We start from the raw sequence: 18,529 nt of genomic DNA, 5'->3' as shown, positions 1-18,529 counted from the left end.
TGTTCGTTCTTCTATTCTGGCCCGGGTCAAGGTTTTGACCCGGGCTTTTTTTTAAGTCATTCCAGTAGGCGACCGTCAGCCAATCGAACGCATAATAATGCCTTTGATAAGAAACCCCAGCACACCCAGGCACAGAGCTCCAAATAAAATAAAGGTACCGAACTTACCGGCTCTGGACTTTTTCGACAGGTCATAAACGATAAACCCCATAAATAAAATCAGCCCTGTTAGCAGGGTTTTTAGCATCAGGGACTCAAAATTTTCTATATCCATTACTGCGTACTCTGTTGTTTATTGTTCTGTATCTGCAACCTTCTGCTGCTGTCATTCTATCTGCTCAAGTCTGGCGGGTGAATGTTTGTATGAAATCTGTCTAAACTGAGAATTAGCAACTTTCATGGACTTTCATGGAGAGAGGGAATGGCATCCCGTATCCGCCTGGTAGACATTACCAAACTCAGCAAGTCATCCTGGCTTGTGCGGCAGGAATCAGAAGCAGTTCTCAATCAAGCACATCGAAGTATGAAGCAACAGGCTGAATTTATAGAAAATGTTGGCCTGGATCGCAAGGCGCTCAGAGATTTCATAAACAGCGACCGCTGGACCGCAGGGCAGAGGCATAAAGCTCGTCAGGAGTTGATTCGTTTTAGTGAAGAACTGAAACAGGATATGTCTGAGCAAGCGTCTGAAAAACGCAGGGAAATCCGTCTGGCTAATAACCTTCTCAAACCTAAAAGCAAGAGTAAGTCATCTGTCCGGAGACGCCGTACCGGATTTGTATAAAAAAAGACATACGATTCTGCTAATACAGCAAGGATGCTAGCAGCATGAGCAATGTTAATGGCGTAAATAATGACAACATTTCGTTTCAGCCGATTGATCCGGCTGAGCTAAGCCAGCAGGACTTTATTGCGGCCGTTTACCTTGAACGAGGCAGTATGCTCGATGGCGAAGTCCGCAGAATCGCCAAGGATATAGAAACGTCCAACAATCTGTTGCACTCCGTTAATACCATGATTAATAAGGCTAATATTGCTCAGTACAGCGACAGTAATTACGCTGATGCAAGCTGGACGGTAAATGGAAAGAATATTGTATTGGATAATGGATACGGGCTGGGGTTGCAGACGGATGATGTCGGAAATACCACGTTTACGCTGGTGGATGCTGAAGGTAATCAGCTGATTTATAAAGACCAGACCCTGATACCAGTGCCAGCGGGGGGTAGTGTTGATGCAAGCGAAGTTGGCATCCCTGTTATGAACGATATGACAATGGTTCTGGATGACGGTACTGAAATTACCTTTGATACCGGAATACCTGCTACAGCTTTTGACCCCAACAATTTTTCCGGTGGCCTGGCTGATATCCAGAAGATTACCATTAAGCGGGGCAATCAGGGGATGACAATTAATGATGTCAACACGGCCGATCCAAAGATTATCCCTGCCGCGTTAAATGGTGCAGCCCTGGACACCCTGGATAACGATGGCCATATTCTGCTGGAAGCGGGAGGGCTGAATGCCTGGGAATATGATGGCGTTAATGTTGCCAGTATGACCCGAACCAACCCCAATGATGCAGATGTTCAGGTCAGTGGATACGCAGCCCGTAAACTGGCTTTTCAAAACAATGTCGATAATGAGTACAGTGGTGTTACACCGTCATTGACAAAAGCAGAGAAAGACATTCTGGCTAATATCCTGAAAATTTCAATTAAGAAAGATGATGGTAAAGGCAACCTGGTCGCCCAGGATTGGGCGACCATACGAGGTGACCTGACACCACAGGAGTGGGCCACCCTTAAGGCAGACCTTCAGGTGGCCAAAGAGAACCTGACAGGCAGTAACCAGCTGCAGACTGTTCAACTGCAAAGAGCCATGCAGTCCCATAATCAGAATTATGATGCCATGTCTAATTCGCAGAGTAGAATCTACAGTCTTCTAAAGGATATTATCAGTAATATCAAGTAGACGTTGATAGCTTTTAATCCAGCGATATTCCCAGTTGACTGACACCATTATTTTGAGCTTGCGCCCTGATTTCTTTCATAAAATCGGGGTTTTGTTTTTTCTGGGTTTTTAGCCTGTTAAGGATATCATCCAAAAAGTCTAAATGTTGTTTGTAGAGATCGTGTTCTTCAATATACTGTGCCAGCTCTGTACCGTTCAGTTCAGGCACTTCTGCATAGCGAATAAATTTACCAATGGTGCTGAAAGAAAGCGTAAGGGCGCTGGCTGCTTCATCTGAGCTGGGTGTCATGGCACAGTTGATGGCACAGTTGATACTGACAATGGTGTCCAGAGCTGGCTGGACACCAAACATATCATAATCATCCGGATTGGGTGTGTTGTCGTCTATTTTTTCCAACAGCCGTTCAAAGTTTTTGGCGGACTGATGTCCGGCAATGTTATCCCATAGCATGTTCAGACAGTGTCTGACCGTTGAGCGGTCGCCAAACTCAGCCAGCTCTGAGAATAATGCAAAATTTGGCCAGGCTCTTTCGGTGACGGCAGTGGCAGCCGCTGTAAGTTTCCAGTCAGAGAATGACTCGATCCTGTCACGAAACAGGGCATACTGCTTATGTGTATTCAAGGTGACTTCCTGCTGTTGAATCAGGAGGCGTATTGTATCAGGAGAGGCGTAGATGGGTACTTGTCTGACAAAAAAGACAATGGTTTATCTGGCTATCTTGAAAAACCGCTGGCTCAAAGAGCCCATTTGAAGTTGACTGTGACAGAGTCAAGCTTGTAATCAGAATTGAGCTCTATTTTGGAGTTGTCCATCAGGCAGCTTTCTGCTTTTAATTGACTACTGAATTCAACCTTTCCACATTGGCCAAAGTTAAATTGGGTTTTCTCCTTAATGTATTCAACCCGTTCTTTCAGAGGCTTGGCAAATCCTAATGCGTCCAACCCAAGATAGGCGGCACTGGCTGCGGCATCACTGGTCAGTTTTTTAGGGTCTGTGAAAGCTTTATAAACAAATTTGCTGACTTTCTTCTGGGAAATCGGCTTTGACTTATGGTCGACATCAAGCTTCGGCATGTCTTTTTGGCGTCTGGTAGAAAAAAGCGATTGAGAAGCAGGAGGTGTGTAAGAGTCTACATGCGCGACATCGTTGGAAAACTGGTTCAGGTATTTTGCGTAACTGATGGTTGTGTTGGAGTTATGGGATTCAGCCCAGACAGCAGGAGTGACCGTAAGGATTAGCAGCCGCTTAATCGATCGATAGATAAGATGACATTGAATTAATTTGTGTCCATCCATGGTGTCTATCCTTTCCAGACGTTTACCCATTAACGCCAATAAATATATTGCCAGCCAGTACACTATGCTGGCAAGGAAATATTCTTTATCTGATTAGTTAAGCATGCGAATAGGTGCACTTCTAATTCATATCCGCTATATAACAATTAAGTCTAAATTTAAAAATACCTTATTATCATAGGAGATTAGTCATTATTACGCCGAAATAGATGACAGATGAAATACAATTTTTTTCTAATTCTTGCCAGACATTGTTTCATTATCGCGAGCTTCATTTTTGTGATTTGTTCTTTCGACAAACTTAAATCCATACAAAACATCCTGTGTAGGGATTTATCGGATGGGCTTTGATGATCTTGAATAGATGGAGTAAACCCTGCTTTGCGAGATGGACAGAAGGTGGTTTTGACAGGCAGCAAAGCGGTTAACGCCCTGCTGCTTGCTGTGACCTGTCAGGCTCTGGACATATACTTGCCTGTTTCAGTGTTCACCTTGATCACTTCACCAATGCTCAAATATTCAGGTACCTGTACTTCAAGACCCGTACTCAGTTGGGCAGGCTTGGTTCTGGCAGCCGCTGAAGCGCCTTTGATAGCCGGAGACGTTTCGACGATTTCCAGGGCAATGGAAGTCGGTAGTTCAATAGCCAGCAGTTGTCCCTCAACCAGCAGGGCCGTCACACCTTCCATTCCATCACTCAGATACAGAAGCTGGTCTTCAATGGTGCTGCTGTTGACCAGGTATTGGGAATAATCTTCTGAATCCATGAACGTATATTCATCGCCTTCTTTATATAGGAAGGAAACGGTACGCCTTTGCAGGTCGACATCAGTGAACTGATCGTCACCTGTACAGGTCTGTTCCAGCTTTTGTCCGCCCGGGACGGATGAAAAACGTATTTTATAGAGCGTTGACGCACCGCGGGCAGAAGGGCTTTTGGTTTCAATCTGACGAACCAGATAGTATTGACGATCAATCTGAACAATCTGACCTTTTTTCAGTTCTCTTGCGTAACTCATACAGCAAGTCCTTCAAAATGATTAAGTGCGGGCATTCTACCAGAGACTGCTGCTGGGCGAGAGAGGCTAACTATCTGAAAGCGACAATGCCAACAAAATTACTGTTTCTGCCTTGGGAACGGAATCACTTTGTCAGACTCGACGTTTTTCTTTTTTCTATAGGAAGCTGAAAGAATAACGCTGGTGTCATGCTCTCCTGATAAATCCGGAGACTGGATATCCAGCATCTGAAGTCTGGAGCCCAGCAAGCGAATATGTCCCGGGTATCGGCGGATGCCATCCGGTGTAAATTCAAAGCTGAAATCTCGCACCAGACACATCTGTCCACCGGAACTTCTTCGAAGCCTGGTTTTATAACGCACGACAGTACCATCCAGAAGCTGAAGGTTCATATCCCGGCAGGCTCTTTTACCATGGGCGATGGCAATTTCCCGCGCTTTGGAAGTGTCTGACCAGTACCAGAAGGCAAGTGCCGCAGGAATTATCCAGAGAATGGTGTCCATCAAAAGCATAGAAATAAAGCTTTAAAATTTTCGGAACAAACAAAGATACCTATGGAGCACGGCCTCAGCAACTAAACCTTCGGTGTTTTTTACCTTCCGGTAACTACGCCGAAGGCTTCTGGAGATAACTTTTATTGTATTCAGTAGAAAAACAGATGTTTTTAACAGGATAAATTTTGCGTACTTTGCAGTGGTTAACTTTTGTTATTTTAGTGAAGGTGTCTTGGATTGGATGGCTTACCCTTTGGTTTTCCATCCTGGCCAATCAGCTTATCACGGGCGTCAAGACGATAAATATGGCGCAGATACCTGGCTTTAAGGTCATTACTGTCTAATGTTTGTTTTACTTCCACGCCTACACGCTGTAGGTATTCAAGCATAAATGCGGGGTCTGGCACTTCAGTCTCCAGGGCTGGCCTGTCTCGTAAAATTCGGGCGTAGAATATCACTCTCCTGTTAAGTTTTTTTGACTTGAGGCACTATTTTGCAGGCTAAATTCAAAAAAATTCAGTATCAATTACTACATGAGTAGGTGTAGGTACTAATATTGCGTGGCCGGTAAATCTATTTTGGTGAATAGTTTTGTTTGTTGTTGTTATTGTGGGTTTAATTGTTGATAAGTGCGTATATATGAAATATACAACTAACAAAAATCATTATACTTAGTTATAAGACTAAATTTTTCTAATAATAGGAGCGAATTATGCTGGTTGGAGTGCCTAAGGAGATAAAAAATCATGAATACCGTGTTGGACTGACTCCAGCTTCTGTTAAAGAGCTGGTAGAACATGGGCATAAGGTTTGTGTTCAAAAAAATGCAGGAGAAGGCGTCGGTTTCAGTAATGAAGACTACATCGCTGCAGGTGCAGTCATCCTGGAAACTGCTGACGACGTATTCGCTAAAGCTGAGATGATCGTCAAGGTTAAAGAGCCTCTGGCTGAAGAACGCGCCCGTCTGCGTCCGGATCACACACTGTTTACCTATCTGCATCTTGCTCCGGACGAAGCCCAGACACAGGATCTGATTCATTCCGGCGCTACCTGCATTGCCTATGAGACGGTCACCGATGCAAAGGAGCGTCTGCCTCTGCTCGCTCCTATGTCAGAAGTCGCTGGTCGTATGTCTATTCAGGCTGGAGCTCACTGTCTGGAAAAGTCCATGTCAGGTCGCGGGCTGTTGCTGGGAGGCGTGCCAGGTGTTGAATCCGCAAAAGTAGTCATCATCGGTGGCGGTGTTGTGGGGAAGAACGCAGCAGCCATGGCGGTAGGTATGGGTGCTGAAGTCGTCATTCTGGATCGTTCCGTTGAAGTACTGTGTAAACTGGATGAGCAGTATGGCAACCGGGTTCGCACCGTCTATTCAACGTCACACTCTGTTAATGACCATGTTACGACGGCAGATCTGGTTATTGGCGGAGTACTGTTGCCAGGTGCTGCGGCACCTAAGCTGATTACCCGGGAAATGATCAGCAAGATGAAAAAAGGCTCCGTTATTGTTGATGTTGCTATTGACCAGGGGGGCTGTGCAGAAACAGCCGTGGCAACGACTCACGATGAACCCACATTTATTGTCGACGATGTCGTGCATTACTGTGTCGCTAACATGCCGGGTGCAGTGGCGCGCACATCAACACTGGCGTTGAATAACGCAACCCTGCCTTATGTATTACAACTGGCGGATAGAGGTCCTCGACAGGCAATGGAAGAAAACCCACACCTTCTTGAAGGGTTGAATGTGTGCAGGGGCGTTATTACCTGCCAGTCCGTTGCTGATGCTCAAAACCTACCTTACCGCCCGGCAGCAGAAATGCTGAACGAGCTGTAACCGTTAATTCCTGCCTTCTATTCTCCATAAGCTGCGTTTCCCTTTGTGGTAGCGCGGCTTTTTTTATTCTGATCTGATACATTTCCCATTTTAATTATCAGGATATAGAGCAGTGATAGAATGGGAATGGAGTCATTATGAAAAACTCAGTTTGGATCAGCTCTATGGGATTCTGGCACTGCGACAGTCAGTCTTTGTCGTAGAACAGAACTGCGCCTATCAGGATGCTGATGGTCTGGATCAGCTAGCTTATCACCTGATGGGTTGGTCTTTCGACGACGATGGACGTAAAACCCTGGCTGCCTATGCTCGTATTATTCCACCGGAAATTGTAAAAACAGAGCTGGCAATAGGCAGAGTCATTACTGCTGATGCTTTTCGTGGGCAGGGTTTAGGGCGAGCCTTGCTTGCTGAAGCAGTCCGGCTATCGGAAGAAACCTTTCCTGACAATGATATTTACCTCAGCGCCCAGGCTCATCTGCAACACTACTATGGAAGTTGTGATTTTGTGGCGTCAGGGGAACTGTACGACGAAGATGGTATTCCCCATATTGCCATGTTCAGACGGAAATGTACTGAGCAATCAGCTTCAGGCATGCATTGAAGCCAGTAGTCTGCTGCCTCCCTGAGATTGCAACGTATCAAGCTGCTCATCGTTGCCTGACGGGGTTCGAGCAGCTGTTTCTTCAGCTCAGAGGTCTGAAAAAGCGTTTTAAAATTGATATAAGTCAATGGATGAAAGGCAAGCACTTTTAGAGCACTGCATGATGCAAGTATTCTGAATGAAGTAAAAACAATACATTCTGGATGTCTTTTTATCCTGGGAGCCTGTCGGACTTAAGACTGTCCTACTGCGGTTGCAATAAATTGGTCTAAAAATTCCTGCTTTCCTCCTGACATTGATAAAAAGCTGTCCTTCAAAAGGGGGAGCGCCATGTCGATATTGATCGATAGAATTATAAAAGATCATGAACACCTGACACGCTTGCTGGTTTGTCTGGACCGGGAAATCTCAAAATACAAGGAGGGTGCGACCCGTCAACCCAGGCTATCTGTGATTATTGATGCACTGGATTACCTTCATAATTACCCTGACAGTTTTCATCATCCACTTGAGTCACGGCTGCTGGCAAAATTACGTCCCAGAATTACGGATGCCGGGTTGCGGCAAAAGCTCGAAGCTATTGAAGAACAGCACGTTGAGATCTACCAGCTTACCAATAATCTTATTGATCGCTTCCAGTCCATACAAAATGATCAGATTGTTCCTGTTGATAAGCTATTGGCGGATTATCAGCGCTACGCCGAGCTGCAGATTAACCACATCAAAATGGAAAACATCTTCATGATTCCAGCCATGAAAAAGCTGCTAACAGAGGAAGACGTTGCAGCCGTCAAATCTGCACTGAATGGCAACCCTGACCCCCTGTTTGGTGCGCATCTCTGGGACGCTTACGAAGACCTTTACCAATTTGTTGTGGGTACTGAACAAGAGCAGGTTGCTGTCTGATTCTTGTTTTGACGATAGATTTTTAATCTAACTCTGCCCGATTCCGGAAGTACTCTAAAGCTTCCGGGTTGGCCAGTGCTTCGGTATTGACGACGGCCTTTCCGTGGACAATATCCCTGACTGCCAGTTCGACAATTTTACCACTGATCGTTTTGGGAATGTCTTCCACCTGCAATACCACAGCTGGCATGTGCCTGGGTGTTGTATTGCTGCGGACAGTACTCTTAATAGTTTTAATCAACTCATCATCGAGCTGCCGGCCAGGGCGCAGCTTAACGAATAGCACAACGCGAATATCGTTGTCCCACTCCTGTCCTATAGCAATACTTTCCAGAACGTCTTCAACTTTCTCGACCTGCCGATAGATTTCTGCCGTTCCTATCCGAACGCCACCCGGGTTCAAAACCGCGTCGGCACGCCCATGGATTACAATACCACCGGACTTTTTGAGTTCGCCATAATCCCCATGAGCCCAGACATCGGGAAAACGATTGAAGTAAGCTTTCCGGTAGCGGCTTCCGTCCGGATCGTTCCAGAAACCAACCGGCATACTGGGAAAGCTGGACTGACAGGTCAGCTCGCCTTTTTCATCGGTCAGTGGTTGTCCTTCGTTGTTGACGAACTGCACATTCATACCCAGCCCCCGGCATTGCAGTTCACCCCTGTTAACCGGCAGTGTTGGGTTGCCCAGGGCAAAGCAGGAAATAATATCAGTGCCGCCAGATATGGATGAAAGGCATACGTCGTTTTTTACAGAACGGTAAACATAGTCAAAACTTTCATGGAGCAGTGGCGATCCGGTGGACAGTATGACTTTCAAATGCCTGAGGTCATGGGTTTCACCGGGTTTTACACCGGCCTTTTCCAGGGCAGCTATGTATTTTGCACTGGTTCCAAAAACACTGACTTGTTCTTCTTCCAGTAAATCAATCAATGTGGAAGGCCTGGGATAAAAAGGAGAACCGTCGTATATAACCAAAGTAGTACCCAGAGCCAGGGAAGAGACCATCCAGTTCCACATCATCCAGCCACAGGTTGTGAAATAGAAAAGACTATCTGTGGACTTAAGGCTGGTATGTAGCCCCAGCTCTTTCAGGTGTTGCAGCAGCGTACCACCGTGACCATGGACAATGCATTTGGGAACTCCGGTGGTTCCTGAGGAATACATAATAAACAGCGGGTCATTAAATGCGACAGGCTCAAAGTGAACCCCACGGCCGCCTTGCGCCGCGAACGTAGAGTACAGTTCCGTATCCGGTAACGCAGAAAGTTCAGGCTCAGGTTCCATAAAAGGCACCAGAACCGTCAACTGAAGTTCTGGAATCGCCTGCTGAATAGCGGCTACCTTGCCTTTGCAGTCTATGACGTTGCCGCCATAGAAATAACCGTCACAGGCCACAAGCAGCTTAGGTTCTATCTGCCCGAAACGATCCAGCACACCCTGAAGGCCAAAATCAGGGGAGCAGGAAGACCAGATTGCACCCAGTGCTGTGGTGGCCAGCATCATAATGATGCTTTCCAGGCAGTTTGGCATAAAGGCAGCGACCCGGTCGCCTTTGCCGATACCCTGTTGAACCAGTCCGCTCTGTGCTGCGGAAACCGCCTGATAAAGCGCCTGCCAGGTCACGGACTCCCTTCGTCCAGTCTCCCCTCGAAAGATAATGGCAGGTTGGTCAGATTCCCTGTGGCGTAACAAGTGTTCCGCATAGTTCAGAGTGCTACCGGGAAACCAGTTGGCACCGGGCATTGCGTCGTCCGCCAGAATGGCTTGAGGAGGGTCGTGAAAGATGACCTGAAAGTAATCAGCGACCAGTTCCCAGAAAGATGATCGATCAGAAACACTCCACTGATAAAGGTGCTTGTAATCGGGGAATGCCTGACCTGTCTTGAGCTGAGCTGCCTGGCTGAAAGCCTGCAGGTTCGAGATGTTGATCGTCTTTTCTGAAGGGGTCCAGAGTACCTGAGTCATAACTGAAGAATCCTGTTTATTATTCTCACCAGCGTTCAATAAATGTAGCTGGCATTATTCAGGTGATCAGGGTTTATCATGACACAGTGCAATGGTGGGCTGTAAAGTAAAAAAGTTCGACGTTGCCACCTCTTATCCTCCAGAAATTAAAAACAGGTCTATCCTTGACCGTTCAGTAAATTTCAATTTGTTGCCTGACCAGCAGCTAACAGCTAACAGCTAACAGCTAACAGCTAACAGCTAACAGCTAACAAGCAGCTGCGGTCAGACCACATCCAATGATGAGAGAGGTCTCATTGGTTTCGATTGCGCCAAAACTGTTATTAAAAATTTTTCTTTTATTCAGAAGCGTTGTTTTTGGGTTTTGTCTGGTCTTTTGTCTGTCCTGTTATGTCCGTGTTGTGGCATCTGCACCTATTGCTATTCCATCAGTAAGCCCATCAGAAATTGCAAGGGATGAACAGGCTGAAAAACCGATTACTATTCTCACTTCGCACGTTACCGAGTTGGGCTATATTGCTGCCGCTCATTCGGTGGCGCATATTGTTGCCGGGCAGTTTCCCGGTCGGCGTATCCGTTTGATTCTGGATTACGATCAGGACAATGCTGGTATCCGGGAGAAATTTAACCGGATGTTTCAGTTTCCTGGTCAGGTTGAAATACTTTATTTACCCGGCAAGGGAAGAATGACACGCACTGCCGAGTCGTATAATGCTGAAGACAGGTCGCTGGCACAGCAGTGGCTTGATGAATCCTCCCTCGTCATAATCGCCCTGAACTTTCTGGGGCGGGGGTTTAATCTTTCATCCGGGCAATGCCTTTTCATTGCGCAGATTGGTACACAGGATTTCTGGAAGGGGCTTCCCTGCCACTGCAAGTATCGAATTAATCTGGGAGTAGGGCCGGATGAAGATGGCATGCTGATAGAGCCGCAACTACTGCAAAAAGCAGAACAGGGTATGGAGTCGGCTTTTAAGGATGATTTCGATCGGATAATGGAGGAATACCCTGAACTGGCAAAGTTTATACGTCTGACAAAGGAACATTCTTCAAATAGCACGCCTAAGTACTATATGGCCTACCAGCATGCCGACCGTAATTTTGTCGAATTTATTGCCATCGTCTCTCACCTTGAAGGCGATGCTGCTGAGTCCTGGATTTTGTCTGATATGGATGACACTTTTCTGAATAGTGAAATAATGACTGAATTTCTAATTCATGAGGGTGTTGGAAAACTGATTTACTATCCTCCCTCAGCTCCGTCCAGGGAAACCATACTCCGGGCAGTAGGGAGAACGGTGCATTTTTCCCGGCTTCCCCATCTGAAGGATGATCTGTACTACGCATTGCTTGCTTATTCTCAATCCGTGGTAGGCGTGACCAGTAACCAGAGTTTATTTATTGCCATGACTCTGGAAAAGCTGCCGGTCTATTTACCCTATACGCCCTTGCAGAATGAGGTAAACCACCATCTTTCGCAGTTTAATCCTATATTTAAGCCACTATTTATAAGTGGTCAGGAACCTGCTGAAAAAGCACAGGCCATAAAGGCGGACCAAACCAGCATAGCCTCCTGGTCAAAAAATATTGTTGCATTAAAATCAGCGAATGCACTGCTGATCAGCCTGATTGACCAGCATGAAGGGAGAGATGGCAGCCTGCATACCCCTGTTAACCAGGCTTTTAAAGGCGGTGATTGCCAATGGCCAATGTCGGATCACGAAATAACTGCCACTGATAATAGTGTGCCGACGGTTCTTCCCATTAACAAACCCTGGAGTGATGATGATCTTTACTACTTAATCCCCCGAGTTGTGGGTTTGCACGTTGTAGTAATGCTTTTCTATGGTGCTCGTGCTATCAGTTCTGGCTTAACTAAGCATCTTATTTTTCTCTGAGAGAAAGCTTGAAAGCCCACCTGAGCCTCAAGCTGCTCTCAAGGCATCGGTAGGCGCTTGCTGTACCCCGGTTCTTCCCTGACGGCCTTGCAATCACTGAGAAAAATATGGTTGAGGTTAAATTCAATGTGTTCATTCACTGCCCCTTTAATGCACCAATGGCATAAGACGACACAGATCGTACAAAAACCTGATCAAAGGATACTTTGAACAGTGGAACCGTATTCAACGCATCGGGTAAGGTGTTGAAATTCCAGCTGAGGGTAAGGGCAAAGGCTGAGCTGGGTTAAATGTGTGTTTGTGTCGGGCGATCTGTTTGTGGACATACCAGCCTGTTCGGACTAAACAGAACCTGAATAACGGTATTTTCAGTTATTCCGGAGAGGGAGAGAAATGCTGGTGGCGAATCAGCCATTTTCCGGAATGGTTTTCCAGAAACGCTGTCACGCGAATTTTCGGATGCTCGTGGCCTTTTACATTCAGTTGGGTACACATGCAGGCTGCCTCACCATGCAGGTATACGACAGGTTCTTCAGTTTCTGAGACAAAGCCGTCTTCACTGTTGAAATAGTCGTTGTAGCGCTGCTCCATGGCAGAGCGACTGTTCAGGTTGACGTGCAGGCCAAAGCTGTGTGGTTCGTTATCATCGACGAACAGGGACATCATGCTGTCTACATCCTTGTCCTGTATACAGCGCTCATATTGTCTGATGATATGCAGAAAAGGCGCCAGTGCCTCTCCTTCCAGTCTTGTGGACATTTTGGACTCCTAACATAGCTATCAAGCGTCATTAGAAGTCTATAAGAAATAGCAGCGACTGCCAGAAAGAGCCGATAAATTCTTCAGCTAACGCCTCGGGCCTTAAGAATAGCGGACTTAAAATCGTCAACACAGTCCTTGGCAATACCAGGGATCATTTCACGGCTGTTACGGCTGCGCATTTTCAGGTGATATATCAGCATATCGTCGTTCATTGCGCGGAGGTCGCCTTTGTGTCCGGCTTCTTCAGCCATCTTGCCCAGAAAGGTCATTAAGCTGTCATTCTGGCTGGCCGTCCATTCGTCTTTCAACAGTTCCAGCAGTTCGTTTATACGGTGGCACTGCATGCTTTACTCCTTTGCCTGTGGTGAAAGTTATGCTTAAGGTTACTAAGGTATGAGTTTATATCTTATTGATTTATAAAAAGCATAATACATGCAAGTTGTGTGAATGTTTAGCAAAATCGTTGTAAACCCTCGCCCAATGCGGGCGGGGATATAAGACGGGAAGGCGCAGAGCCTTCCGCCATCAATCTGGTGTACTCTGGCTATTAACGTAGTCCTTCAGAGTCTCGATAGTTGCACCGCCAGCACTGCAAGCAAAGTAAGACCTTGACCACATTAAGCCTGCTTTGCTCTGAGCAGTAAGGTGGGTATTCAGCATTCGCAACCGTCTTGATGATGTTGATTTGAGATTATTTACCATGACACTGATAGCCAGTTTTGGTGGGTAGGCCACCAACAGGTGTACGTGATCTTTTTCGCCATCCATTTCAAGTAACTGGCATTCCAGTTTTTCACATGCACTCTCGAACGACTCCCGTAACTGCTTGATCATATAGCCATCAAAAAGCTTTCGCCTGTACTTTGTCGTGAACACCAAATGAACAACCAGCTTGGTAACGCTATGTCGTTTGCGAAGATACCCTTTAAGCAAATCTTTATTGTGTGCGCACACTGAAAACCTCTTTCAAATACATGTAATATAAAGCTTATATTAATGAGCACTGAAATAACATTCCATGCTGAGAGCCACCAAAGTACGAATCTATCCAACATCAGAGCAGGCGGAATTTCTCGACCGTCAGTTTGATGCTGTGCGGTTCGTATGGAACAAGGCCCTGGCTATTAAGGTTCATTATTACAAGGTTCGTGGGCAGAGCCTTTCTCCCGAAAAACACCTGAAGCCCTTGCTGGCAAAAGCCAAGAAAAGCCGAAAGTACTCATGGCTGAAAAACGCTGACTCTATTGCACTGCAACAGGCCACTATCAATCTGGATACGGCCTTTCAAAACTTTTTCAATCCCAAATTGCAGGCAAGATTTCCTCGCTTCAAGAAAAAGCATGGCAAGCAAAGTAGCTACCATTGTACGTCTGTCTCTGTGGGCGATAACGGGATAAAAATCCCCAAGTGCAAGCCCATAAGGGCTAAAGTGCATCGTGAAATAGTGGGTAAGGTGAAGTCTATCACCCTGAGCAGAACGCTAACCGGCAAGTATTTTGCCTCCATATTGGCTGATGATACCCAGGAACAACCAAAACAGATTGATAATCTTGAAGCTAATCAGGTTGTCGGTGTTGATATGGGGATTACTGATCTGGCTATCACCAGTACCGGCCATAAGACTGGCAATCCTCGCTTTCTGAAAAAAGCACAACGTAACCTGAAAAGAAAACAACAGGCTCTATCTCGCTGCAAGAAAGGCTCAAAAGGTAGGCACAAAGCCCGTTTATTGGTGGCAAAGGCGCATGAGCGTGTAGCCTTTGCCCGTAATGATTTTCAGCATAAGCTATCAAAACAACTCATCGACGAAAACCAAGCGGTGATTGTGGAGACACTGAAAGTTAAAAACATGCTCAAGAACAAGCGTCTTGCTCGTTCTATTGCTGATGCTGGCTGGCACTCACTGATAACCAAACTCGAATACAAGGCAAAGCAGGAAGGTAAACATCTGGTGAAGATAGACCAGTGGTTTGCATCCTCTAAAATTTGCTCATTCTGCGATTTGAAACAGGAAAAAATGCCATTGAGAATCCGATCATGGGAGTGTAGCTGTGGTGCTATCCATGACCGGGATATTAATGCAGCTCGCAATATCAAGAAGCAAGGCATATTGAAATTAAAGGCGGAAGGACTGTCCGTTTCTGCTGATGGAGGCTTGCGTAAATCCGGCAGACTGTCGGTTGCTGCCTAAGAAATCAGAAGCCTCACCCGATAGGGTGGGGAGCAGTCACTTGTCACTCTATGAGTTTGCATCCTATTGATTTATAAAGATATAAAACATGTAAATCATATGAACTTTTTGTTTTAACTTAAAAATGACTTTGTTATAGTTCTGATCACTGCCTTTGTATTGATGAATACCTATAAGTATCAGGAGTGAACGATGAAAGCTGTCAAAGGAATTCAAATTACCCATGCAGACAATGAAGCCCTGTTGAACTCTTTCTGGCTGATTGATGAAGAAGACAACGCCGCCCGCTGTCTGTGTTCCCGTGATCAGGCTTTTGAACAGGATGAACGGGTTGAGCTGAGTCGTCTGGGGAAGATTGAATACCGGGAAGTGCCTGTGGAAAAGCCATCCCTGCGTGAAGGTGGGCAACACCTGAATGTGAATGTACTGTCAGCGGAAATGCTGCAGGATGCTGTGGATAACCCAGAGAAATACCCATCCCTTACTATTCGTGTTTCTGGCTATGCGGTACGCTTTAACTCCCTGACCCCGGAACAGCAGCGCGACGTGATTACCCGTACCTTTACAAAATCCATGTAGTCATTAGCCATCGAATAAAGTCAGCCTTCGGTCATTATTCATTAACGAGTGAAGGCTGGCACTGACAGATATGTTAAACTCTGGCTTTTGCGTGTCCTGAGCATGTCTGTCGTTGATCCTCATTTTAACTCACCCTTTCACACCCTCACTTTGCAACGCATTCCTTTGCGCCGACGGGAAACCCTGCAGGCCTGGGATGCAGCCGATGAGTATCTGCTCAATCATTTCTTTACTGAGTTTGCTCAGCGGAAGCCTGATGATGAGCAGAACATACTGATCTGTAATGACAACTTTGGTGCTCTGTGTCTGAATCTGCATGAATATGAACCTGTTCTGTATACCGACTCCCATACTGCCGGGCTGGCGCTGGCGCATAACGCACAACTGAATAACCTGTCAGTGTCTTCTGTTACTGTTATTCCTTCAACCGTTAAACCTGAGGCTGACAAGGGTAAGTGGGATGTGGTACTGATGAAACTACCCAAAAATCAGTCCTGGTTCCGGGAACAGCTGATTCAGATTAAACCCTTTCTGCATGAAGGCAGTAAAGTGATCGTGGCTGCCATGGTTAAACATCTGCCCCACTCAGCACTGGAACAACTGGAACAGATTATTGGCCCTGCCAGTCTGTCCAGGGCGAAGAAAAAAGCGCGCCTGCTGCTGGCCGACACCGAAATACAGCGCAAGACTCCAGAGTCTAAATACCCCAGACACTGGCGGGTTGATAACGCCCGTAAACCGCACAATGGCATTAAGCTGATTAACCATGCCAACACATTCTCCAGAGACAGTCTGGATATTGGAGCCCGCTTTTTTATTGAACACCTGCCAGCGGGCATAGAAGGCAATATCATCGATATGGGCTGTGGCAATGGCATTATCGGTATTGCTACTGCTATGCAAAATCCGGGGCACATCAACTTTGTCGACGAATCGTATATGGCGGTGGCGTCGGCCCAGGCCAGTTGGCAGGCTAACGGTATGGATGAGGCTAAGGCGAGCTTTACAGTGAATGATGCATTGCAGGGCTTTGCTGCCGACAGTGCCGACTGCGTGTTGTGTAATCCTCCTTTTCATCAGCAAAATACAGTGGGCGACCAGATTGCCCAGCGTATGTTTCAGGATGCAAAACAGGTGCTGAAACCTGGCGGTGAGTTCCGTGTCATCGGTAATCGCCATCTGGGTTACCATGCGCTGATGAAAAAACTGTTTGGTAACTGCACACTGGTGGCGTCTAATTCCAAATTTGTTGTGCTGTCGTCTATTCGGTAAACAGTAGATCCAGGTGCCGGTTGCAGATGATTAGAGATTGGAGTCATCTTATGCACCTTCCGGGGAAAGTGCATAAATCTTTATGAAAAGCTCAATCAGGCGTTTTCTTTCAACAGCTTCAGGACGGGCTGCAGGAATCGGTTAGCTTCCTGAGTGCTGACCTTTTTACGCAGCTCGGCAGAGATTGCTCTCTGGTAAACACGCTTGTTCGCTGGCAGCTCATTGATCAGGGCATTGATCATTTCCGGGTTGAGCAGTCGATTAGCAACAGGCGTCTGAGGATAGGCAGCGCGAACAACTTTCTGGTCATATTCAATGAGAACCGCTTTCAGGGAGCCCGGCTCAGCTGCTTCATGGTCTACCTCTGGTTTTGCAGGGGTAGCGGCTTTTTCGACGACAATGTCAATTTTAGCCACACCTTCCTCATTTTTGGTATCCTCCGGGCTAACTGTGGCAGCGGCAACAGCACCAGACTCTACCAGGGCAGCAACCAGTTCGTCACGCATGACCCATGCAGACGCTTCGCCAACCGCTCCTTCCAGAGCAAGAATGGATGCAGCCGTGCCTTCTGGCTCGATTTCCAGAAAACTGGCGATACGTTTGCCCAGATTATTGACAATCAGGGAGGCACGCTTGGCACCGGTTATCTCAGCAACCTGCTCTGCAGTTACAGCATGTTCGGGAAAGGCAAACCATGCGGTCAGCAAGTCCATATCCTGTGTACGAACGGCTTTGTTATTACCCAGTGCTTTAAGAAAAAGTTCTTTAGAAGTCAACAGCTTCACCTCGACGAAAAAAATCTGGCTATTCTTTCAGGCTGACCCAAATAATCAATCGCTAGTTGTGCTGATCTGTATGTTTTTTCACTTATAGCAGTGACTGCTGAGTGCTCAGTTCAGCAAGCTTTGTGGTAGTCGAAGACGGATGTATCAATTTGTGTAGGTAACTCTCATCTGCTTCACTATTTGGGATCGGATAAAAATGTATAGAAGCCAACTGCCGTGGAGTGGTTTCGTGTATAAAAGAGGTTGTCATTCCAGCATCTGTAAAAGCCAGCCCACGCAAACGTCCCTGTCCAGCGAACAGCGCACTGCCTTTTATCCAGCCATGCGGTGCGGTCAGGAATTCCCCATTATTGACAGGTGTTACTGTGAACTGGAAATACTGGCTAGACGGTTGTTTAAGCTTAACAGCTCTTTGATGATAGTGAAGTTTTTGTGTATCACGGTTTCTGCTAAGAAATACACAGCAGCAGTGCCTGTAACCGTCATTCAGCACTTAATCTGAGAATTTTCTAAAACCATCTAAAATGTAAAAAATTTTCAGACTGAGCATATGCCATGCAACCTCATCAATTTCACATTCAACGCATAGACTATACGGGGTTGGTGGCCGGTATGTGCAAAGAGCTCGGGATCCCTAACCTTCTGGATTCTCTGGTTCCAAGACAGCAAACCAGATAGCGTAGAGTATTATGTCAGCGGTCATCCTTGGGTATCTGTTGACTGTCGTAAACTGGCAGAGGCTTTCCTGGGGTGCTTTGTGCTGGCAACAAACAATCTGGACAGGAGCCAGCTAAGTTCAGCAGAAGTGTTGGGCACTGATTGGTCGATGGTCATGAAAAACATGTCGTTGGTTTGCAGGAGAGGCAATTAACCATCATTTCAATTCTTGGGCGATCGTATCAAGAGATTTATTCCTGATATAGGTGTTGAATGACGTATATAGTCAA

At 46.4% G+C, this 18,529-nt stretch carries 21 protein-coding genes and 1 pseudogene; 11 read left to right on the top strand and 11 right to left on the bottom strand.

The window, feature by feature from the left end; genetic code table 11:
• Positions 1 to 75: 75 nt before the first annotated feature.
• A complete protein-coding gene (locus NX720_RS04440; protein ID WP_262599662.1) occupies positions 76 to 273 on the bottom strand; it encodes a DUF2788 domain-containing protein in 198 nt (65 codons plus the stop codon).
• Between the two features lie 147 nt (positions 274 to 420).
• Between NX720_RS04440 and NX720_RS04435 the strand changes: the two genes are divergently transcribed.
• Positions 421 to 783: a hypothetical protein gene (locus NX720_RS04435; protein ID WP_262599661.1), complete on the top strand. Its 363-nt coding sequence runs from the start codon at positions 421 to 423 to the stop codon at positions 781 to 783.
• Between the two features lie 44 nt (positions 784 to 827).
• Positions 828 to 1,973, top strand: a complete 1,146-nt coding sequence (locus NX720_RS04430; protein WP_262599659.1) for a hypothetical protein — start codon at positions 828 to 830, stop codon at positions 1,971 to 1,973.
• Positions 1,974 to 1,986: 13 nt separating this feature from the next.
• On the opposite strand, the gene NX720_RS04425 is transcribed toward NX720_RS04430, so the two are convergent.
• The 5 genes from NX720_RS04425 to NX720_RS04405 form a co-directional block, all read right to left on the bottom strand.
• On the bottom strand, positions 1,987 to 2,595 hold the full coding sequence (locus NX720_RS04425; protein WP_262599658.1) for a YjaG family protein: 609 nt from the start codon (positions 2,593 to 2,595) through the stop codon (positions 1,987 to 1,989).
• A gap of 113 nt (positions 2,596 to 2,708) precedes the next feature.
• The gene (locus NX720_RS04420; protein ID WP_262599656.1) at positions 2,709 to 3,299 is read right to left on the bottom strand and encodes a hypothetical protein; all 591 of its coding nucleotides are present in this window, start codon (positions 3,297 to 3,299) and stop codon (positions 2,709 to 2,711) included.
• A gap of 422 nt (positions 3,300 to 3,721) precedes the next feature.
• A complete protein-coding gene (gene efpL / locus NX720_RS04415) occupies positions 3,722 to 4,288 on the bottom strand; it encodes an elongation factor P-like protein EfpL (protein WP_262599654.1) in 567 nt (188 codons plus the stop codon).
• A gap of 98 nt (positions 4,289 to 4,386) precedes the next feature.
• Positions 4,387 to 4,800: a DUF3301 domain-containing protein gene (locus NX720_RS04410; protein ID WP_262599653.1), complete on the bottom strand. Its 414-nt coding sequence runs from the start codon at positions 4,798 to 4,800 to the stop codon at positions 4,387 to 4,389.
• Between the two features lie 200 nt (positions 4,801 to 5,000).
• Positions 5,001 to 5,189, bottom strand: coding sequence for a hypothetical protein (locus NX720_RS04405; protein ID WP_262599651.1), 189 nt, complete (start codon positions 5,187 to 5,189; stop codon positions 5,001 to 5,003).
• Positions 5,190 to 5,494: 305 nt separating this feature from the next.
• Here NX720_RS04405 and ald point away from each other — a divergent pair, with 305 nt between their 5' ends.
• The 3 genes from ald (at position 5,495) to NX720_RS04390 (ending at position 8,126) form a co-directional block, all read left to right on the top strand.
• Positions 5,495 to 6,616: an alanine dehydrogenase gene (ald, locus tag NX720_RS04400; RefSeq protein WP_262599650.1), complete on the top strand. Its 1,122-nt coding sequence runs from the start codon at positions 5,495 to 5,497 to the stop codon at positions 6,614 to 6,616.
• A gap of 112 nt (positions 6,617 to 6,728) precedes the next feature.
• A complete protein-coding gene (locus tag NX720_RS04395; RefSeq protein WP_262599649.1) occupies positions 6,729 to 7,220 on the top strand; it encodes a GNAT family N-acetyltransferase in 492 nt (163 codons plus the stop codon).
• A gap of 330 nt (positions 7,221 to 7,550) precedes the next feature.
• Positions 7,551 to 8,126, top strand: coding sequence for a hemerythrin domain-containing protein (locus NX720_RS04390; RefSeq protein WP_262599647.1), 576 nt, complete (start codon positions 7,551 to 7,553; stop codon positions 8,124 to 8,126).
• A 22-nt stretch (positions 8,127 to 8,148) separates the two neighbouring features.
• On the opposite strand, the gene NX720_RS04385 is transcribed toward NX720_RS04390, so the two are convergent.
• On the bottom strand, positions 8,149 to 10,095 hold the full coding sequence (locus NX720_RS04385; RefSeq protein WP_262599646.1) for an acetoacetate--CoA ligase: 1,947 nt from the start codon (positions 10,093 to 10,095) through the stop codon (positions 8,149 to 8,151).
• A gap of 278 nt (positions 10,096 to 10,373) precedes the next feature.
• On the opposite strand from NX720_RS04385, the gene NX720_RS04380 reads away from it, so the two are divergent.
• Positions 10,374 to 11,993 (top strand): aminoacyl-tRNA hydrolase family protein, encoded by a 1,620-nt coding sequence (locus tag NX720_RS04380; protein WP_262599645.1) that lies wholly within the window; start codon positions 10,374 to 10,376, stop codon positions 11,991 to 11,993.
• A gap of 372 nt (positions 11,994 to 12,365) precedes the next feature.
• On the opposite strand, the gene NX720_RS04375 is transcribed toward NX720_RS04380, so the two are convergent.
• The 3 genes from NX720_RS04375 to tnpA form a co-directional block, all read right to left on the bottom strand.
• Complete coding sequence (locus NX720_RS04375) at positions 12,366 to 12,752, bottom strand: YybH family protein (RefSeq protein WP_262599644.1); 387 nt, start codon at positions 12,750 to 12,752, stop codon at positions 12,366 to 12,368.
• An 83-nt stretch (positions 12,753 to 12,835) separates the two neighbouring features.
• Positions 12,836 to 13,099 (bottom strand): YihD family protein, encoded by a 264-nt coding sequence (locus NX720_RS04370; RefSeq protein ID WP_262599643.1) that lies wholly within the window; start codon positions 13,097 to 13,099, stop codon positions 12,836 to 12,838.
• Positions 13,100 to 13,280: 181 nt separating this feature from the next.
• A complete protein-coding gene (gene tnpA, locus NX720_RS04365; RefSeq protein ID WP_262599642.1) occupies positions 13,281 to 13,709 on the bottom strand; it encodes an IS200/IS605 family transposase in 429 nt (142 codons plus the stop codon).
• A 64-nt stretch (positions 13,710 to 13,773) separates the two neighbouring features.
• Between tnpA and NX720_RS04360 the strand changes: the two genes are divergently transcribed.
• The 3 genes from NX720_RS04360 (at position 13,774) to NX720_RS04350 (ending at position 16,797) form a co-directional block, all read left to right on the top strand.
• A complete protein-coding gene (locus NX720_RS04360; RefSeq protein ID WP_262599641.1) occupies positions 13,774 to 14,946 on the top strand; it encodes an RNA-guided endonuclease InsQ/TnpB family protein in 1,173 nt (390 codons plus the stop codon).
• A gap of 192 nt (positions 14,947 to 15,138) precedes the next feature.
• The gene (gene grcA, locus NX720_RS04355) at positions 15,139 to 15,525 is read left to right on the top strand and encodes an autonomous glycyl radical cofactor GrcA (RefSeq protein WP_262599640.1); all 387 of its coding nucleotides are present in this window, start codon (positions 15,139 to 15,141) and stop codon (positions 15,523 to 15,525) included.
• 48 nt (positions 15,526 to 15,573) lie between these two features.
• Positions 15,574 to 16,797, top strand: coding sequence for a methyltransferase (locus NX720_RS04350; RefSeq protein WP_262599638.1), 1,224 nt, complete (start codon positions 15,574 to 15,576; stop codon positions 16,795 to 16,797).
• Positions 16,798 to 16,892: 95 nt separating this feature from the next.
• On the opposite strand, the gene NX720_RS04345 is transcribed toward NX720_RS04350, so the two are convergent.
• Positions 16,893 to 17,573 carry a hypothetical protein gene (locus NX720_RS04345; RefSeq protein WP_262599637.1) on the bottom strand — a complete coding sequence of 227 codons (681 nt, stop codon included), beginning with the start codon at positions 17,571 to 17,573 and terminating at the stop codon, positions 16,893 to 16,895.
• 564 nt (positions 17,574 to 18,137) lie between these two features.
• Between NX720_RS04345 and NX720_RS26990 the strand changes: the two genes are divergently transcribed.
• Both NX720_RS26990 and NX720_RS27465 read left to right on the top strand, forming a co-directional pair.
• Entirely contained in the window at positions 18,138 to 18,260 is a 123-nt protein-coding gene (locus NX720_RS26990; RefSeq protein WP_404831046.1) for a DUF4277 domain-containing protein, read from the top strand.
• Positions 18,241 to 18,500 (top strand): annotated as a pseudogene (locus NX720_RS27465) (IS1634 family transposase); the annotation flags it as partial. The gene NX720_RS26990 and the pseudogene NX720_RS27465, both read left to right, overlap by 20 nt.
• Positions 18,501 to 18,529 lie beyond the last annotated feature (29 nt).

This window comes from Endozoicomonas euniceicola, assembly GCF_025562755.1.
Lineage (GTDB): Bacteria > Pseudomonadota > Gammaproteobacteria > Pseudomonadales > Endozoicomonadaceae > Endozoicomonas_A > Endozoicomonas_A euniceicola.
This window is presented reverse-complemented; position numbering and strand designations above follow the sequence as displayed.

Excerpts from the sequence above, each read along its gene's own strand:
- NX720_RS04440 (WP_262599662.1), bottom strand. The coding sequence starts at position 273 with ATGGATATAGAAAATTTTGAGTCCCTGATGCTAAAAACCCTGCTAACA.
- NX720_RS04435 (WP_262599661.1), top strand. The coding sequence starts at position 421 with ATGGCATCCCGTATCCGCCTGGTAGACATTACCAAACTCAGCAAGTCA.
- NX720_RS04430 (WP_262599659.1), top strand. The coding sequence starts at position 828 with ATGAGCAATGTTAATGGCGTAAATAATGACAACATTTCGTTTCAGCCG.
- NX720_RS04420 (WP_262599656.1), bottom strand. The coding sequence starts at position 3,299 with ATGGGTAAACGTCTGGAAAGGATAGACACCATGGATGGACACAAATTA.
- efpL (WP_262599654.1), bottom strand. The coding sequence starts at position 4,288 with ATGAGTTACGCAAGAGAACTGAAAAAAGGTCAGATTGTTCAGATTGAT.
- NX720_RS04410 (WP_262599653.1), bottom strand. The coding sequence starts at position 4,800 with ATGCTTTTGATGGACACCATTCTCTGGATAATTCCTGCGGCACTTGCC.
- ald (WP_262599650.1), top strand. The coding sequence starts at position 5,495 with ATGCTGGTTGGAGTGCCTAAGGAGATAAAAAATCATGAATACCGTGTT.
- NX720_RS04390 (WP_262599647.1), top strand. The coding sequence starts at position 7,551 with ATGTCGATATTGATCGATAGAATTATAAAAGATCATGAACACCTGACA.
- NX720_RS04385 (WP_262599646.1), bottom strand. The coding sequence starts at position 10,095 with ATGACTCAGGTACTCTGGACCCCTTCAGAAAAGACGATCAACATCTCG.
- NX720_RS04380 (WP_262599645.1), top strand. The coding sequence starts at position 10,374 with ATGATGAGAGAGGTCTCATTGGTTTCGATTGCGCCAAAACTGTTATTA.
- NX720_RS04375 (WP_262599644.1), bottom strand. The coding sequence starts at position 12,752 with ATGTCCACAAGACTGGAAGGAGAGGCACTGGCGCCTTTTCTGCATATC.
- NX720_RS04370 (WP_262599643.1), bottom strand. The coding sequence starts at position 13,099 with ATGCAGTGCCACCGTATAAACGAACTGCTGGAACTGTTGAAAGACGAA.
- NX720_RS04360 (WP_262599641.1), top strand. The coding sequence starts at position 13,774 with ATGCTGAGAGCCACCAAAGTACGAATCTATCCAACATCAGAGCAGGCG.
- grcA (WP_262599640.1), top strand. The coding sequence starts at position 15,139 with ATGAAAGCTGTCAAAGGAATTCAAATTACCCATGCAGACAATGAAGCC.
- NX720_RS26990 (WP_404831046.1), top strand. The coding sequence starts at position 18,138 with ATGCAACCTCATCAATTTCACATTCAACGCATAGACTATACGGGGTTG.